Source organism: Microbulbifer sp. S227A (genome assembly GCF_049800935.1).
Window position 1 is genome coordinate 1 of the sequence record NZ_JBNAFZ010000034.1, and the last position, 16,033, is coordinate 16,033.

23 protein-coding genes are annotated in these 16,033 nt (G+C 56.4%); 13 read left to right on the forward strand and 10 right to left on the reverse strand.

Annotation, left to right across the window (positions count from 1 at the left end):
- On the forward strand, nt 1–366 hold a 366-nt coding region (locus tag ACP15R_RS26745; protein WP_424988887.1), incomplete at its 5' end, for a methyltransferase family protein.
- A gap of 624 nt (nt 367–990) precedes the next feature.
- Here the strand turns inward: ACP15R_RS26745 and ACP15R_RS26750 are convergent.
- A complete protein-coding gene (locus ACP15R_RS26750; RefSeq protein ID WP_424988888.1) occupies nt 991–1,218 on the reverse strand; it encodes a hypothetical protein in 228 nt (75 codons plus the stop codon).
- A 195-nt stretch (nt 1,219–1,413) separates the two neighbouring features.
- Here ACP15R_RS26750 and ACP15R_RS26755 point away from each other — a divergent pair, with 195 nt between their 5' ends.
- The gene (locus ACP15R_RS26755) at nt 1,414–1,953 is read left to right on the forward strand and encodes a recombinase family protein (protein ID WP_424988889.1); all 540 of its coding nucleotides are present in this window, start codon (nt 1,414–1,416) and stop codon (nt 1,951–1,953) included.
- Between the two features lie 4 nt (nt 1,954–1,957).
- Here ACP15R_RS26755 and ACP15R_RS26760 read toward each other — a convergent pair whose 3' ends face one another.
- Nucleotides 1,958–2,578, reverse strand: coding sequence for a hypothetical protein (locus tag ACP15R_RS26760; RefSeq protein WP_424988890.1), 621 nt, complete (start codon nt 2,576–2,578; stop codon nt 1,958–1,960).
- A 118-nt stretch (nt 2,579–2,696) separates the two neighbouring features.
- Nucleotides 2,697–2,927 (reverse strand): hypothetical protein, encoded by a 231-nt coding sequence (locus ACP15R_RS26765; protein ID WP_424988891.1) that lies wholly within the window; start codon nt 2,925–2,927, stop codon nt 2,697–2,699.
- Between the two features lie 379 nt (nt 2,928–3,306).
- On the opposite strand from ACP15R_RS26765, the gene ACP15R_RS26770 reads away from it, so the two are divergent.
- The 5 genes from ACP15R_RS26770 (at nt 3,307) to ACP15R_RS26790 (ending at nt 5,504) form a co-directional block, all read left to right on the forward strand.
- Nucleotides 3,307–3,552 carry a type II toxin-antitoxin system ParD family antitoxin gene (locus ACP15R_RS26770; RefSeq protein ID WP_424988892.1) on the forward strand — a complete coding sequence of 82 codons (246 nt, stop codon included), beginning with the start codon at nt 3,307–3,309 and terminating at the stop codon, nt 3,550–3,552.
- Nucleotide 3,553: 1 nt separating this feature from the next.
- Nucleotides 3,554–3,841 carry a type II toxin-antitoxin system RelE/ParE family toxin gene (locus ACP15R_RS26775; protein WP_424988893.1) on the forward strand — a complete coding sequence of 96 codons (288 nt, stop codon included), beginning with the start codon at nt 3,554–3,556 and terminating at the stop codon, nt 3,839–3,841.
- A 420-nt stretch (nt 3,842–4,261) separates the two neighbouring features.
- Nucleotides 4,262–4,912 (forward strand): ParA family partition ATPase, encoded by a 651-nt coding sequence (gene parA, locus ACP15R_RS26780; RefSeq protein WP_424988894.1) that lies wholly within the window; start codon nt 4,262–4,264, stop codon nt 4,910–4,912.
- On the forward strand, nt 4,912–5,121 hold the full coding sequence (locus ACP15R_RS26785; protein ID WP_424988895.1) for a plasmid partition protein ParG: 210 nt from the start codon (nt 4,912–4,914) through the stop codon (nt 5,119–5,121). Before parA ends, ACP15R_RS26785 begins: the two co-directional genes overlap by 1 nt.
- A gap of 8 nt (nt 5,122–5,129) precedes the next feature.
- Nucleotides 5,130–5,504, forward strand: coding sequence for a hypothetical protein (locus ACP15R_RS26790; protein ID WP_424988896.1), 375 nt, complete (start codon nt 5,130–5,132; stop codon nt 5,502–5,504).
- 15 nt (nt 5,505–5,519) lie between these two features.
- On the opposite strand, the gene ACP15R_RS26795 is transcribed toward ACP15R_RS26790, so the two are convergent.
- From ACP15R_RS26795 to ACP15R_RS26810, 4 genes are all read right to left on the reverse strand, one after another.
- Entirely contained in the window at nt 5,520–6,497 is a 978-nt protein-coding gene (locus tag ACP15R_RS26795; RefSeq protein WP_424988897.1) for a replication initiator protein A, read from the reverse strand.
- Between the two features lie 398 nt (nt 6,498–6,895).
- The gene (locus ACP15R_RS26800) at nt 6,896–7,447 is read right to left on the reverse strand and encodes a hypothetical protein (protein WP_424988898.1); all 552 of its coding nucleotides are present in this window, start codon (nt 7,445–7,447) and stop codon (nt 6,896–6,898) included.
- A gap of 17 nt (nt 7,448–7,464) precedes the next feature.
- Nucleotides 7,465–9,117, reverse strand: coding sequence for a type IV secretory system conjugative DNA transfer family protein (locus ACP15R_RS26805; RefSeq protein ID WP_424988899.1), 1,653 nt, complete (start codon nt 9,115–9,117; stop codon nt 7,465–7,467).
- An 11-nt stretch (nt 9,118–9,128) separates the two neighbouring features.
- Nucleotides 9,129–9,440: a mobilization protein gene (locus ACP15R_RS26810; RefSeq protein ID WP_424988900.1), complete on the reverse strand. Its 312-nt coding sequence runs from the start codon at nt 9,438–9,440 to the stop codon at nt 9,129–9,131.
- Nucleotides 9,441–10,126: 686 nt separating this feature from the next.
- Here ACP15R_RS26810 and mobQ point away from each other — a divergent pair.
- A complete protein-coding gene (gene mobQ / locus ACP15R_RS26815) occupies nt 10,127–11,428 on the forward strand; it encodes a MobQ family relaxase (RefSeq protein WP_424988901.1) in 1,302 nt (433 codons plus the stop codon).
- Nucleotides 11,429–11,459: 31 nt separating this feature from the next.
- Entirely contained in the window at nt 11,460–12,014 is a 555-nt protein-coding gene (locus tag ACP15R_RS26820; protein ID WP_424988902.1) for an HAD family hydrolase, read from the forward strand.
- A gap of 64 nt (nt 12,015–12,078) precedes the next feature.
- Here ACP15R_RS26820 and ACP15R_RS26825 read toward each other — a convergent pair whose 3' ends face one another.
- Nucleotides 12,079–12,501 carry a MerR family transcriptional regulator gene (locus tag ACP15R_RS26825; RefSeq protein WP_424988903.1) on the reverse strand — a complete coding sequence of 141 codons (423 nt, stop codon included), beginning with the start codon at nt 12,499–12,501 and terminating at the stop codon, nt 12,079–12,081.
- 425 nt (nt 12,502–12,926) lie between these two features.
- Between ACP15R_RS26825 and merF the strand changes: the two genes are divergently transcribed.
- Complete coding sequence (merF, locus tag ACP15R_RS26830) at nt 12,927–13,136, forward strand: mercury resistance system transport protein MerF (protein WP_424988904.1); 210 nt, start codon at nt 12,927–12,929, stop codon at nt 13,134–13,136.
- The gene (locus ACP15R_RS26835; protein WP_424988905.1) at nt 13,112–13,336 is read left to right on the forward strand and encodes a GDCCVxC domain-containing (seleno)protein; all 225 of its coding nucleotides are present in this window, start codon (nt 13,112–13,114) and stop codon (nt 13,334–13,336) included. Before merF ends, ACP15R_RS26835 begins: the two co-directional genes overlap by 25 nt.
- A 41-nt stretch (nt 13,337–13,377) precedes the next feature.
- Here the strand turns inward: ACP15R_RS26835 and ACP15R_RS26840 are convergent, their stop codons facing one another.
- Nucleotides 13,378–13,794, reverse strand: a complete 417-nt coding sequence (locus ACP15R_RS26840; RefSeq protein WP_424988906.1) for a MerR family transcriptional regulator — start codon at nt 13,792–13,794, stop codon at nt 13,378–13,380.
- A 136-nt stretch (nt 13,795–13,930) separates the two neighbouring features.
- On the opposite strand from ACP15R_RS26840, the gene ACP15R_RS26845 reads away from it, so the two are divergent.
- Both ACP15R_RS26845 and ACP15R_RS26850 read left to right on the forward strand, forming a co-directional pair.
- Nucleotides 13,931–14,503, forward strand: coding sequence for a cation transporter (locus ACP15R_RS26845; protein ID WP_424988907.1), 573 nt, complete (start codon nt 13,931–13,933; stop codon nt 14,501–14,503).
- A gap of 5 nt (nt 14,504–14,508) precedes the next feature.
- Nucleotides 14,509–15,051, forward strand: a complete 543-nt coding sequence (locus ACP15R_RS26850; RefSeq protein WP_424988908.1) for a methyltransferase family protein — start codon at nt 14,509–14,511, stop codon at nt 15,049–15,051.
- Between the two features lie 624 nt (nt 15,052–15,675).
- Here ACP15R_RS26850 and ACP15R_RS26855 read toward each other — a convergent pair.
- Entirely contained in the window at nt 15,676–15,903 is a 228-nt protein-coding gene (locus tag ACP15R_RS26855; protein WP_424988888.1) for a hypothetical protein, read from the reverse strand.
- Nucleotides 15,904–16,033 lie beyond the last annotated feature (130 nt).

Here is a 16,033-nt window from a genome sequence, read left to right on the forward strand (position 1 = left end):
TTGGGTTGGGGAGAGCTGCCGATACCACAATGGTTCCGCTTTGGAGCTGGCGTTCCGCTGATCGTGATCGGGAACATTGTGGTATGGAGCGCGGTCGCAGGCTTTGGCATTCATAAGACCGGCGGTGCCGTAGGCACTTTGCAAACCGGCGGATTCTATCGTTTTTCCCGCAACCCTCAGTATGTAGCAGACATCGCCATGGTGCTGGGATGGATGGTCCTCACAGCCGCACCTTTGGCGATGCTGGTAGGCCTTGCTGCAATCATCGTCTTGGCTGTTGCGCCGTTTTCTGAAGAGCCGTGGCTACGCTCGCAGTATGGTTCCGGCTTCGACAAGTATGCTGCGCAGGTTCGACGCTATCTCTAAACTGTGACAATAACCCCTTAGCAAGCTCTAGTTGCCGCAAAAAGGACGATTTTTGCAGCAGGTCGTCTGCCAGAACTAAGCCTTTGATCTTGTTGAGCGTCGAGTCCCGCAAAACACTGCGGTGAAATCCAGCGCGCCTTGGACGGCTGGAGGGGCGCGGGCTTGCAATGGGGGGAAGGTCTTTGGGGAGCCCCCCCGCCACAAGGATGGCGGAGGGCTGTGCTTTTAGAGAGCCTTGCGGAAAATCACCTTGTCATCTCCATCCGCCCAGAAGTCGCGAATAAGTTGCGGGCCACCTATGTGGCGCACACGAACAGCAGCAAATTCATGCTTCGGGATGAGGTATGGAACGAACCAGATGTTGAAGACGTGACCGCAGAGATACAAGCGGCGATGCCGTAGGGCAGGTTCAAGCTATCGGCGTCGGATTCGACCGAACAGCGCCGCGATGTCAGGTCCAGCGCTCCAGCCGTAGATGGCCCCAATGACCGTGAAAAGGCTGACTCCGGCAATAGCGCCAAAGATGCCGCCGACTATTCCTGTGCCTGCGCCACCAAAGAAGCCGAGCAAACCAAACGCTAGAGCGCCAATCACGCGTTGCTTAATAGATTTCTCAGAACTCAATTAGAAAAAGCCTTCAGTAATTCGTTTGAAAAAGGGTCCGCCTTTTCCAAGGCCCTTGTCTTCGTATCGTGCGAGGATGGAACCACATTGGGTGCACTGAAGAAAATCATAGTGCGTTGATCCTGCCATCCCTTCATCGGTTGTCACGTTAGTACCGATTGGTGAAAGCTGCTCGTGCCATCTGTTTGTTTTGCAGGCGTCACATGCACCTTTGGATTGTATGGTCATGTAGCCAGTCTCCGCGTGTGTTGAATCGCTTCTAGCACTGTTGGCATATCTCGGCACCATGAACTACGAACTAGGGCAGCAGAAACGGTCGTTTTTGGCCGAGCGCCCTGCCCCGCCTAGGATCAACCGCTTAGATTGGACAAAAACCCCCGGCAAAATCTTTGCAGTTTTGGCAGGTTTTTGTCACATTGAAGCATGATCATCGGATATGCCCGCGTCAGCACTGACAACCAGAACTTGGATTCACAGACGGATGCCCTTTCGGTAGCCGGTGCCGAGAAGGTCTTCGCAGATAAGATCAGCGGATCGAGGCGCGCCCGCCCGGAACTGGACAGAATGCTGGAGCAGCTCCGAGACGGCGACGTTGTGACTGTCACGAAGTATGACCGCCTGGCGCGGTCTCTGAAGGACCTCTTGGAGATCGTAGAAGCGATCCGTGAACGCGGGGCCGGCTTCCGGTCCCTGGCTGAGGATATCGACACGACGACGCCGGCAGGCCGTCTTGTATTTCATGTCTTCGCATCTATCGCCCAGTTTGAACGGGAGCGGATATCGGAACGGACCAAGGAAGGTTTGGCGTCAGCTCGCAAGCGAGGCCGGATCGGAGGTAGGCCCCCTGCCCTGTCGGCCGCTCAGAAAGATGAGGTGCGGCGTATGAGAGACGCTGAACATCGCGCCGTGTCGGAGATCGCGCGATTGTTCAAGGTAAGCGAGCGAACCGTCCGGCGGGCTTAAAGCACTAAGCGGCGCGTCGTTTCCAGTTATTGCGATGAAGCTTTGGCACAAAGCCCGCATCCCGTCTTGCTTTTCGTCCGATGGCGGGGCTAGCGGTTGCGCGGCGTCCGAAAATCTGACCTTGCGGTGAAGCATAATCTTGTAGGTGCAGGTACGGCACGTAGCGCTCATCTGTCCCCTTTAAGATGTATTTCGCGAGAGCTTTGTCAGTGAGCGGATCAATGGCTTGCACGTCGATGTCAAATTTCCGCACGGTGCCTTGCGACCGCTCCAACCAACGCGGCAGCTTTCCTAGAAACTCAGCGTGTAGAAAAGCTGGTACGTGTACCATCCAGTTCACATGCGGATTGTTCGCAGGGTTTTCATGGGAGTACACATACGCCGGAGGCGTTGGAGTGATGTCGCGCTTTTTCAGGCTTCTATTTAGCCAGTCGCGAAATTTGTGACGGACGCGACGGAAAATTTCTGTGCCTTCCATGCCTGTTCCATGTTCATCGAGGTTCAGCACGACATACAGGTTTAGAGGCAATCCAATATTTTTGGCGAAGTCGATTGAATGACAGATGTTCTCGGCAGTGTGACGGTTGATGTGATGCGTGCTGCGGGACGGGTTTATTTTGGGCATGTTTGAGCCACCATAACTAAATGTAGTTGCGAATGCCCTCCCCTCACATCAGCAAATACAGACTGGAAGTTGGATGCCTCCTACAAGTTAGCAGGCATCCGCTGAGGCTTAGATGGGCCTAACCAGAAGATAAAAGAAAAGCCTTCTCGCGCGATCCGACATGTAATTTCTCATGCAAGGTTTCAGCGATCCGACCTTGGTTTATCCCAAGCTTGGCGGCGATGATGTGGTTATGATCGCCAGCCCATTTCATCAGCCACACGGCGACGGCTTCCTCAAACGTCAAGCTTGCCCGACGCGTTGTGATCTGGTTTAGGTCAAAAGATGAGACATAGTTCTCGGGTGTCATGTTTATCTCCTATGATGGATGACACTGGGTTTAGGCGCGGGATGGGTGCAACCATCCCGCGCCTTCTTTTTATCAAAACCACAACATGGAGTCCACAGCTCCAGAAAAACCACAAAATGCTGGAATCGTGCGGAAATATTGGCGTTTTAACAGTGCCTTATACTATATGAGTCCAGAGAACGTAGTAGGAACAAACGCGTGTTTTAGATGGTCAAAAACTCATATTCTGCGGAATGATCCAACTTTTCGGCTCTCGCTTAGGGTGAAAGAATCACTCATGCCATGTTTTGGGTTTCGCTTGAAATTATGAGTTTTTGAGTAAATGAGTGGCATTGAATAATACCAAAATTTGGTATATCCCGTTCTTAGGAGGTTTATCATGGCAAAAAACACATCCATGTCGCTTGGCGACCACTTTGCAGGGTTCATCGACACCCAGGTTCAATCTGGCCGATATGGTTCAGCCAGTGATGTTGTGCGGGCGGGCTTGCGATTACTGGAAGAGCACGAGGCCAAGGTGAAAGCGTTGCAGGATGCTTTGATCGCAGGTGAGCAATCCGGCGAGCCGCAGCCCTTTGATCGTGACAGCTTCCTGAAACGCATGCACGAGAAGCACATCAGCTAGCATGGCGTCATATCGACTATCACCGCTTGCTGAGAGCGACCTTGAACAAATCTGGCTCTACACTTTGAACGAATGGTCTCTGGATCAGGCGAACCGCTACTATGACCAAATCATGGATACGATTGAAGAGCTGGCGTCCGGTCAAAAGCAGGGGCGAACGGTGGATATCCGCGACGGGTATCTGAAATACGCTGTGGGGCGTCACTTCGTTTTCTTCCGGCGTTCTGATGGCATGACGGATGTTATCCGCGTGTTGCACCAAAGCATGGAAGTCGGGCTGCACTTATAACGCAAAGAGGCCGCCTCGCGGCGACCTCTCGTGATCCTCTGCGTTATCCGCCCCAAAGCCAGTGCAGCCATCCTAGGCTTATGCCGACTTTAAGACGATAAACACCGCCTTTCGGACCACTGGCTTCGAGAACAATCGATGCTGCCATTGGCAGTCTCCTATTCTCTTGCGCGGGGGTCCCTTACGGTACGTGGCTCCGCGCTTTAGGCCAGCTTGCCGCGATTTTTTATAGTCTTGCGCTCGCGGCCAGCTCCGACGCATGCTTCATTTTCTTGGGGTGCGAGGCCTCTTTGCACCCCAAGAAAATGGAACCCTTTATATCTGTGCTTTCATGGGCGGTCATTCAAGTGGCTCAAAAATCTCTTTTCGAGGTTCATTTACTCAGTTACACTTTTGAGTAAAAACACAAGTGAGGCAGACATGAGCATAATTTCCGTTTTGAATCCGAAGGGTGGTTGCGGCAAGACCACCATCAGCACCAATCTTGCCCGCGCGTTGCATGATCGTGGGCAATCCGTCCTGATCGTAGACAGTGACCCACAGGGCAGCGCCAGAGATTGGCATGCGGCCAGTGAGGACAACCCACTTGAATTGGTGGCGCTTGATCGCCCTAACAACGTCAAGACGCTGCGCAGCATGGCGGCGAATTACGACTACGTGGTGATTGATGGTGCGGCCAAGCTGGAAGACATGATCGCCGCCGCGATCAAGGTCAGTGATTTCATTCTGATCCCTGTGCAACCGTCACCCTATGACATCTGGGCGGCCTCCGATCTGGTGGACTTCATTAAAGCCCGTCAGGAGGTCACAGATGGCGTTCCGCTTGCGGGCTTTGTGGTGTCCCGCATGGTGGAAGGTACGCGCCTTGGCGGAGATGTGAGAGCAGCTCTCGATGAATACGCCCTGCCCGTCTTTGAAACGACCATCACGCAGCGGCAGGTTTACCCGCAGACGGCATCCGAAGGGCTGACCGTGTTTGATGCGGACAACGCTAAGGCCAAGGCCGAAACGGCCGCCTTGATTGACGAGGTTCTTAGTATGATCGCGCCTGTGGCGCGGAAGGTGGCGTAATGGGACTTTCTGCCAAACGCCCGAGCCGTGGTGACGAAGCCCGTCAGCGTATCTTGCATGAGGTGACGGAAACGGCCGAGAAGAAGAAGCGCTTGAATGCCGAGATTGAGGAAAGCCTGTATAAGCGGATCAAGATGAAATCTGTGGAAGAGGGGCGTTCGATCTCTGACATCACACGCGATTTATGGTCTGAGTATTTGAGTAAATGAGGAATTGAGTGCTTACGGATGAGCAAATCGCGGTCGCCAAAGAAAAAGCACCAACGCGCCGAGAAGGACACCATGAGTATAACGATTGCATCCGAATTGCTTATGAATGGTTAGATGCGCAAACGAAAACTAAGAACCCTGTTCAAAGAACACGGGCACTAAAGCACATCATTGAGAAGTGGGGCGGGAGGTATGTCTCTCAAACCGATGTGGAGGTTGCGGCTTGGCTTCACCCTGACATCATCGGTGAATATCCACGGTTTAACGTCAGCATGCGTATGACGCGGCCTTCTGCGAGAAGGCTTGAAGGCATCGGAGAAGCCGGAAAGCACCAAAACTATCGGGAAACCGAAAGCGCTTACAAGTATAGCCGTGATGAATAGTAAATGAGTAGTCACTCAAATGAGTGACCGCGCTTCACCGTTCCGCTTCACATAGCTTTTGACGAAATTCACGAACGAGCCACTTGGGTTATCCGGCACTGATTTTTTGCTACTCAACATGTCGCGCCATTCCCGTTCAAGGAAGTAGAGATCATAGCCCCCAGCATGTTTCCGGGCATTGTCATAGGCGGAAGAGGGCAGGGCGATCTGATCGAGCGCGTCTAGCGTCTCTGGTTCGGTGTAGATGTCCGTGAACTCAGAACGCGGGCGGATGATGAACAGATCGCCGTCCAGCTCGAACGTGTAATCGGGGATGTGGTTCTTCTCGTTGTTCATGTCCACTATGGCCTTGACCATGCGGCGGAATTCTTTGGGCGTGGATTGCGAGCCTGTCTTCATGCGCAGTTTTTCCATGCCATAGCGCAACATACGGTTCTTTGTGCCACAGCTTTTGCGGGCGATCTCATAAAGGCGGCGTTCAAGAGGCTTGCGGAGCTGGAAGTACAGAGGCGAGATCGTCAGGATCTCGCCACCCTTGGCATCGATAGCATTGAACAACCAGTCGGAAAGGGTGATCTCAATCGCCTGCATACGGCCATCACGCGTTTCCCGCACAACGCGATACTTGTCGATGAAGCCAAAGCCATCGAGCGTTTCAACGCCGCCCGTGGTGACGTTGGTTTCAATGCCTGTGTTGCGCAGCCTGTCGAGAGCGTCTTTGAACAGTTTGTAGCCGCGCCGACTTGTATCCCGGTTTGTCGCCTTAAGCAGGTCATGAGCCGAAAACCGCATCGTCCGATGTACTTGTCGCCCCTCGTTGAGCGCAGCCATGCACTGGCTGATACAATAGATAAGGATATCACGATCAAAAACAGTCGCGCGGCCAATGCTGGACGGTTTCAGTTCAAGCCAATTTCCATTCACCTCATAGCGGCGCGTTGTCATGTCGGGCTTGGTTGAGAGCGTGAAAAGCGGATATTCCATCGAAGCCATGTCTGACTTCGGCGCTGCGTCAAAGATATCGCAAACGAAGAAGTCCCGTTGCGGGTGACGCACGGGGAGTAGGGGAGAGCGTTCTGATTTCAGTTCTTCGTCTGGCATATCTTCGGGACTTTACACACCACCTGAGTGTTCGGGACTTCACACACCGAGTCAATAAAATTCGGGATTTCACACACCCGCAAGCTATGGATCGCTCATGGAATTGGATTCGGGACTTTACACACCGGGATTCGGGACTTCACACACCCAGATTCGGGACTTCACACACCAGTTTCCACAACATGGCCTGAATCAACGTTATTTCACAATGCCTTACTCAGATCGCAAAATCTGGAAACACATATAAACACATATTAAAACACAAGAGGGTTGAGTAATTGAGGAGTTACTCATTTCTTGTAAAACACGCAGGCATCGACCCCCGTGGTTGTTGTGGTCCAGACACCGCCAAGGACACCGCATGTTGGACCGTAGCTTGCTAAGAAACGAGGAAACAGCACCGTCAGCACAAGAGCCAGAACGACAGCACCCAGACCAAACAATGGGAGACGACTTTTGAACTGATCCAGATTTTGTTCACGTTCCCAAAGCTGGCGTTGTACATCTGTACGATCCTGGTCAGCTTTACTGAGAACCTCGCGGGTGTAGCTGGACGCCTTGATCAGATCACTGGCCGTTTGCCTGATATCTTTCATCCGCTCTTCAAGCCGTTTGTCGATCACCTCAACCGCATATTCCGCGTACTGGTCAGGGTCCGTCTGATCCTGTGTGGCCTTTGCTGCCCGCCGTGCTTCATTTGCCGCTGTCGTCGCATGATTGACTGCCTTGGTCTGTTCCTGAACGTAGTCGTTCATGTCCAGGACAAGATTGCCAAGCCGTTCGAGAGTTTCGCGCAACTCACCATCAGAGAGCGGGGCAGGGGAGGCAGCATCGTCAGACATAGCGGGTCACTTTCAAATCAATGGTCCTGCGGCTGGAACAGCCTCTTAAACTCCGGGTCAGCGTAGTATCGCAGCTTTTGGGCCAGTGCAGAGGGCTGGCCCTGTATACGCAGGAGCTGGATATCAGGCGGCATTTGCATGATTTCATCGGGGGTCAGCAGATCGCGACCGGTGAGATGGTTAGAGAAGCTGGGGCCGTCGCCGGGTTTGAAGCTGTCGGTCTGGAACCCGGCGGTTTCTTGGCCGATCATCTGGCTCAGCCACTTTGCCGTCTCGAAGTCGTTTACCCCGAAGACCTGTTGGACGCCAGCATTCGCGATGAAGGTGTTTGCCCGATCGCTGTAGAGGTCCTTGAGCTGGCTCATGTCCTGCAAGATCGGCCAAAGCTGAAGCCCGTAGCCTGCCATCAGCCCCATGGCGCGCTCCACGGCTTCCAGACGGCCCAGAGCGGCAAATTCATCCAGCAGGAACAGCGTGGACGTAGAAAGCCGCTGAGGCGCGCCCTGAACGCCTACAGAGGCCTCAGCGTCCCGTGCGATGTCCTGGAGGGCCTGAGAGACGAGGAGGCGCAGCCAGCGGCTGTAGGCGTCCATCCGGTTGGGCGGTAGCACCAGGAAGACGGAGGTGATCCGGTGGCGCAGATCGGAGAAGGCGAAGTCCGAGCGCGTCAGGCATCGAGCGATCCGGGGCGAGTCCAAGAAGTGCGTATGCCGTTGCGCGTTCGACAGGACAGAGGCGGCTTCCCGATCCGCCTTGCCAAGGAAGCGATTGGCGGCGCGGGCGATCAACCCGCCCGCTTCGTCACTGTCCTGCATCAGCTCTAACAACGCCTTGAGCCGAGCCGGGGGCAGGGTGAGATATTCCCGGACGGTGGCCAGCGACCGGCGGTCGCGATCCTCATGGCAGACGCAGAACATGATCAGACCGCCGAGGATAGCTTTCGCCTCTTCGTTCCAGTGGGCTTCCGTTACCTGTCCCGGCGGGTCCGTCACCAGCGCCTCTGTCAGGGAGGCGGCATCCTCACCCAGATCGAGGCTGTCAGGCGTCAGTCGGTCAAGCGGGTTGTAGCAAGCCGAAGGGTGGCCGCTGACCTCAAACGGATCGAGGACGTGAACCGTCCCGAAGTGCCGCCGGGCCTCGCCCGCGATCCGGGCATTCTCGCCCTTGGGGTCGATGACCAGGACCGAGCGTTCCGCAGCCAGCAGGTTTGGGATGACGGTGCCCACACCTTTCCCGGCCCGTGTCGGGGCGAGGGTGATCAGATGGGCGGGGCCGTCATAGCGCAAGAGCCGTCCGGTGCCGGGGTTCCGTCCGATCAGCAGCCCGCCACTCTCGCCTTTTGGGCCCTGGAGCTTCTTCAGTTCCTTGCGGCTGGCGAAGCGGGCCGAGCCGTGGCTGTCGCCGGTCAGGCCGAAGAAGTGATCAGCCCCGGAGACATAGCGCCAGTATTGAAACCCGAAGACAGCGCCGATGAATGTGGGCGGCAGAATGACCGCCCATTCCCAGGCAGACTGACCAAGCGGCGGACCAAAGGCCCCGAGCGCAACGACACCCCCAATCAGGAAGCCGACCATCGCACCGAATGCTGTGCGCCCGATCATCCATCCGAGCAAAACGGGTGTCGCGATCAGGCGATAGAAGAACCGGGCCAGTCCACCCATGAAGAGCATGACGGAGCGCATCAAGCAGAACCGTCAGGATCAGAGGGAGGGGCAGGGGAAGCATCCGCATCAACAGCCGACGCACCATCACTGTCCCATTCCGCGAACGCTTTCCGATCTTGATCACGGGACAGGTTCCGTACCAGCCGTTCCACCATCGCGGCGGCACCGCTGTCCCGTTCCGCCAGATCGAGCAGAGCGCCTCCGAGGATCACTTTACGCCTGGTATCGAGCTTGCGCTTTCGCGTGGCTTCCCGGTTGCGCAATCCCTGGAGGCGGGCCTTGGCCTGGGCATAGCGTTTCTCGGCGCGTTCAAGCTCAGTTTCGGCCAATTCGGGAATCCTCTTTGAAGAAAGCGGGTGGCGAGGTATCTCTTGCCAGATCAAACCTAAGCGCTTACCCGTAGACCTGTAAAGGATAAGGGCGCACTTATGCAAACTCTCCACCTGCGGTTTCGAGCTTTGCGTGCGATCTCCTTGAGGCAGGGCCTCAGCCGATGGCGAACTCCGTCCGACGCGATGCGCGCCGGAATGAAAGGTCCTCCCGGCCTCTCAAACTCTCCAAGGCCAACTTGCGCAGTTGGATGGCGTCCCGCAATACGACCCCCTGTCGGCATCCCGTGCCCCGTGGTCGGGGCTGGGTTGCCGGGGGTGTCGCGCTTGCGGGCTGCGCGGAATGACAGTCGCGGGCCTGTCTTTCCTTACCGAGTTTGCCGGTGGCAAACCGCCAGTGAATTGTCCCCATATCCCGCCCCCCATGAGGCTGGGGATTTGGGGGCAACTCACTGGCTAGCCCGCGCCTCAGAGGTTGCGCGTTCGCGAGCGAGACCGTCCCCCGGACGGTCTCCGAGAAGCTCGCTCACCCCTTCAGCCGGGCTGTCTTTTCCCCTCCGGCCCCAGCGTTCTGGGGCGCGGGCCTACGGGGAAAAGACAGCTAACCCGGTGGCCCATGTCGGGGCTTGGGCCGGGGTCAGCAGCGCGCGTTGTGGCCGTCTGTATCGCCGGGCGAGGTAGGGCGCATGGCTAGCTTCCACCTCTCTGTGAAGACGATCAAACGCAGCGCCGGGCGCTCAGCAACGGCAGCGGCGGCTTACCGTGTAGGCGAGCGCATCGAGTGCCAGCGCGAGGGCCGTGTCCATGATTACACCCGCAAGCAGGGCATCAAGGAGACCTTCATTGTCACCCCTGAGAATGCCCCGGCCTGGGCGCAGGATCGCAGCAAGCTCTGGAACGAGGTTGAGGCCAGTGAGACCCGCCGCAACTCCGTCACGGCTCGCGAATGGGAACTGGCCTTGCCGTCCGAGATCAGCGACGATGATCGCTCGCAGATCACCCGCGAGTTTGCCGAGGAGCTGGTCAGCCGTTACGGCGTGGCCGTCGATGTGGCGATCCATGAACCGCACCGTGAAGGGGATCAGCGCAACCATCACGCCCACGTCCTGACCTCTACCCGAAAGCTGGAACCCGAAGGCTTCACAGCCAAGACGCGCGTTCTCGATTCCGCGAAAACCGGTGGTCCTGAAGTCGATCAGATGCGGGGGCTATGGGCCGAGTTGCAGAACCGTGCGCTTGAGCGGGCAGGGGAAGCCGAGCGTGTCGATCACCGGTCGCTCGAAGCGCAACGCGAGGCTGCGCTGGAGCGGGGCGATCAGCTTTCTGCCGAGGAGCTGGACCGCGACCCGGAGCTGAAGCTGGGGCCAGCGGCCAATTCCATGGAACGGCGGGCGAAGGCGACTGCTGAGCGGGAGGGCCGGGAATACACACCTGTCACGCAGCGTGGCGCTGTTGTCCATGCTGCCCGTCAGGCGCGCGCCGCATTCCGTGAAATGCGCGAGCGGCTGGACATCGCGCGGGAGACCTACGGGGCGGAGCGGGATGCAGGTCAGGGGCGTGTGTCAGCCGGTCTGGCGGCACTCAGGGCGGCGGCTGTAAAAGACCGCGAAGCGGGGCGACCAGGGGAGGATTTCCGGGAGCGTCTTGCGCGCGTTGTAGGCCGGTCAGAGGGTCAGGATGATACACCGACGCCGGAAGGCCGCAATTACACCCGAGAGCGGCTGAAAGAAATCATGGACAAAGACGCGGGCCGGGACGGCCAGGCGGCGGTTCACAAGCTGGACGGGCACAGTGACCCGGAGCTTGGGGAGGGCACCGGGGGCGCAGACCGCAAGCCCTCCGTGAACGAGCGGCTGAAGGACGTGCTGAACAAGCCGCGCGAAAAGCTGGATATCGAGGACGAGCGCGACCAGGAAAAAGATCAGGAGGTCGAAAACGAGCGCGAAATTGACAGGGAGATAGACCGTGATCCCGGCCTCAGCCACTAATCTGCCGCCGATCTTCGACGGGATCGAGGCAGTGTGTTTTGACGCCTTTGGAACGCTGGTTGAGATCACGGACAGGCAGCAGGCGTTCCGCCCGTTGTTCAAGGCTCTGACACCGGACAAGCGGCGCGAGCTGAAATACCGGCTTATGCGGGAAGACAGGCCCTTCACCGACTGGCCGAAAGCGCTTGGGGTCGAGGTTGATCCGTATGCGCTCCTAGATGTGTTGAATCGGCAGCTTGGCGAGATGCTATCGGTCGAGATGCGGCCCGGCTTGGCGGATATCTGGGCGCGGCTGCGTGCCAAGGGGTTGCGCTTGGCCGTTTGTTCCAACCTTACCAGCGACTACGTGCAGACCTTGCAAGGCAAATTGCCCGACCGTCCGGATGTTGAGGTGTTGTCGTGCAAGGTTGGCGCGATCAAGCCGGAGTCTACGATCTATGCGGCAGTGTTGGACGGTTTATGTGTTGCTCCGGACAGGGTGCTGTTTGTCGGCGATACGCCGCGCGCTGATATCGAGGGGCCGCGCGCAGCGGGCATGAAGGCCATTCATGTGGACGAGTTGGTCAGGGTGATGCAGGCAGGGTGATTTTCATCTTGCCAAAAATATCCTCGGGTGAATGCCCGAAGGGCAGGGGGTAGACAGCCCCTTGTCAGAAAGAAGGCTGTGTCCGCGCCTCAGCAAAGCCATCTTTCATAAGCGCATCGAGCATTGGACAGGCAACGCTACCGTCCTCGCAGTTCCTCGAAAGACTTTGAAGCGCATCGCGGAGCCGTATGAGGTTGTCTATCTTGGCGTCGATATCAGCTAAATGGCTTTCAGCCAGATTCTTCACCTCACCACAAGATCGTACATCCTCAGCTGCAACGGACAGGAATGTACGGATGATAGCGATCGGAAAGCCCAAATCTCGGCAGCGCCTAACGAAGCGTAGCCGCGCAATTTCATCTGCAGAGTAGAGCCTGCGCCCGCCCGACGACCTGCCCGGCTTTGGAACGATGCCTTCGCGTTCGTAATAACGGATCGTTTCTACGTTCACGCCACTTTGTTCAGACGCCTTTCCAATGGTGAACATTTCGCTTGCTCCTGTAGTGACTACAGGGATTAGACATACACTATGGACGTTGTGAACACCCAAGAATCTGAAGATAAAGATGGCCTTGTCATGCGGCTTGCAATGCCAGTGGCGACGTTGCTGGCCCTTTTGTCGGCCTCCTGTTGTGTGCTTCCGATTGGATTGTCGATTCTAGGGTTGGGCGGCGCATGGCTCACGACGCTTGGACCGTTCATTGCCTACCGTGTTTTCATACTAGCTGGGATTGCGGTCGGGCTAGCTTGGGCATGGTATCGCGTGTTGCGGGTGCATCCATGCGTCTCACGCAGACGGTCTTCAATCATCTGGGTTAGCCTAGCATCAGTCGCCTTCCTGATCGCGTCATCTTCACCGCTTTGGGAGGCTTCCGCACAACGGTTCATGTGGGATTTGTGGAGGTCAACGCGATGAAGAGCAAACTTCTTGTCGTCGGACTAACCGGAACTGTTTTGGCGGCATTGTGCTGCTTTACACCGCTTCTACCAGTGGTTCTGACGGCGCTTGGCATGACCGGCCTGCTTGGTGTCCTCTACAACGATGCAGTTTTGCTGCCGATGCTTGCAGGGTTTCTCATTCTGACGGGGTACGCGTTATGGCGACAGAAGAAGCAAAAATAATTCTGGAATCTACTCTCACTTGCCCCTCATGCGGCCATGTTGAGACGGAGACGATGCCAACGGATGCCTGCCAGTGGTTCTATGCGTGCAAGGCTTGCAACACAGTCCTGAAGCCGCTCGAAGGAGACTGTTGCGTTTACTGTTCCTATGCGACGGTGCCGTGTCCACCGATCCAGGAAGGCAAGTCCTGCTGCGCATAGCAGACCTTCGCCAGTGTCGGAAACGGTTGAGTTTTGGCCAGTTAGTGTTCGTGTTGGCAAAGTTGATGATCGGCAAGCGAAGCGAGCACGTAGCAATCTTCTGACACGCCTTCACCGTCGCAGCCCTTCGAAATCCGAACCAGTTCCTTCTCAAGTGCTCGTAGGCGTTTGATCTTGGCTCTCACATCCGAAAGCTGTGAGACGGCAATATCTGTCGCGGCCTGACACGACCGATCCGGATGACCCTGAAGCTCAATCAGCTCGGAGATCGCTTCAATCGAGAAGCCAAGGTCGCGCGCGTGTTTGATGAAGCTTAGGCACTCCAATCCCGCCACATCATAGCGGCGTTGGTTGCCTTCGGTTCGTTCAGGCTCAGAGAGCAAGCCCATCTCTTCATAATAGCGGATGGTCGGAATTTTGACCTTGGTGCGCTTTGACAGCTCTCCGATAGAAAACATGAGAATACCTCTTGAACCTCTAGTTACTAGAGACACTACACTATGCTCAATACAGATTCAAAAGGGCTTTCCAATGTCAGGATGTTGTGGGCATGACGCCAAGTTTGACGGCGTATCAGACGACTATAAGCGGCGATTGTGGATCGTCATTGCTTTGAACGCGACGATGTTCGTAGTCGAGATGACCGCCGGTCACTACGCGAAGTCTCAGGCGCTTCAGGCCGATGCCTTGGATTTTCTGGGTGACGCGCTGACCTACGGCATTTCGCTTGCGGTGATCGGGGCTTCGATCCGGGCGCGCACCAACGCAGCCCTGGCAAAGGGTTTGAGTTTGCTTCTAATGGGTCTGTGGGTGTTCGGTTCGACGGTCTACCGCATCTTCTATGTCGGCGTACCAGAAGCGGAGATCATGGGCATCGTCGGCTTCTTTGCGCTGCTGACCAATCTTGCGAGCGTGCTTTTGCTGGTACGCTACAAGGATGGTGATGCCAATGTACGCTCGGTCTGGCTCTGTTCTCGCAATGACGCCATCGGCAATGTGGCGGTGATGTTCGCAGCCCTGGGCGTCTGGGGCACGGCAACCGGCTGGCCTGACCTGATCGTCGCATCCATCATGGCAGCTCTGTTCCTATCGTCTTCCTTCCAGATCGTTCGACAAGCATTGGCCGAACGTCGTGAAGCCACCACGCATAATCACGCCGAAGCATAATGGAGATGGGACTCACAATCGTGGGGCTGGGGATCACGCTTTCCACGCTTGCCGCGATTCTTTGGTCCATTGCGCGACCCTCGCAACGGCTGTGGCCGCCCAGCAGATATACGGCTCTGACTCCGCTCTTGATCTGGATACCAACCTTTGTGCTCTTTGGTGCTTTGGTCGCACTCGGCGTTTTGGGTTGGGGAGAGCTGCCGATACCACAATGGTTCCGCTTTGGAGCTGGCGTTCCGCTGATCGTGATCGGGAACATTGTGGTATGGAGCGCGGTCGCAGGCTTTGGCATTCATAAGACCGGCGGTGCCGTAGGCACTTTGCAAACCGGCGGATTCTATCGTTTTTCCCGCAACCCTCAGTATGTAGCAGACATCGCCATGGTGCTGGGATGGATGGTCCTCACAGCCGCACCTTTGGCGATGCTGGTAGGCCTTGCTGCAATCATCGTCTTGGCTGTTGCGCCGTTTTCTGAAGAGCCGTGGCTACGCTCGCAGTATGGTTCCGGCTTCGACAAGTATGCTGCGCAGGTTCGACGCTATCTCTAAACTGTGACAATAACCCCTTAGCAAGCTCTAGTTGCCGCAAAAAGGACGATTTTTGCAGCAGGTCGTCTGCCAGAACTAAGCCTTTGATCTTGTTGAGCGTCGAGTCCCGCAAAACACTGCGGTGAAATCCAGCGCGCCTTGGACGGCTGGAGGGGCGCGGGCTTGCAATGGGGGGAAGGTCTTTGGGGAGCCCCCCCGCCACAAGGATGGCGGAGGGCTGTGCTTTTAGAGAGCCTTGCGGAAAATCACCTTGTCATCTCCATCCGCCCAGAAGTCGCGAATAAGTTGCGGGCCACCTATGTGGCGCACACGAACAGCAGCAAATTCATGCTTCGGGATGAGGTATGGAACGAACCAGATGTTGAAGACGTGACCGCAGAGATACAAGCGGCGATGCCGTAGGGCAGGTTCAAGCTATCGGCGTCGGATTCGACCGAACAGCGCCGCGATGTCAGGTCCAGCGCTCCAGCCGTAGATGGCCCCAATGACCGTGAAAAGGCTGACTCCGGCAATAGCGCCAAAGATGCCGCCGACTATTCCTGTGCCTGCGCCACCAAAGAAGCCGAGCAAACCAAACGCTAGAGCGCCAATCACGCGTTGCTTAATAGATTTCTCAGAACTCAATTAGAAAAAGCCTTCAGTAATTCGTTTGAAAAAGGGTCCGCCTTTTCCAAGGCCCTTGTCTTCGTATCGTGCGAGGATGGAACCACATTGGGTGCACTGAAGAAAATCATAGTGCGTTGATCCTGCCATCCCTTCATCGGTTGTCACGTTAGTACCGATTGGTGAAAGCTGCTCGTGCCATCTGTTTGTTTTGCAGGCGTCACATGCACCTTTGGATTGTATGGTCATGTAGCCAGTCTCCGCGTGTGTTGAATCGCTTCTAGCACTGTTGGCATATCTCGGCACCATGAACTACGAACTAGGGCAGCAGAAACGGTCGTTTTTGGCCGAGCGCCCTGCCCCGCCTAGGATCAACCGC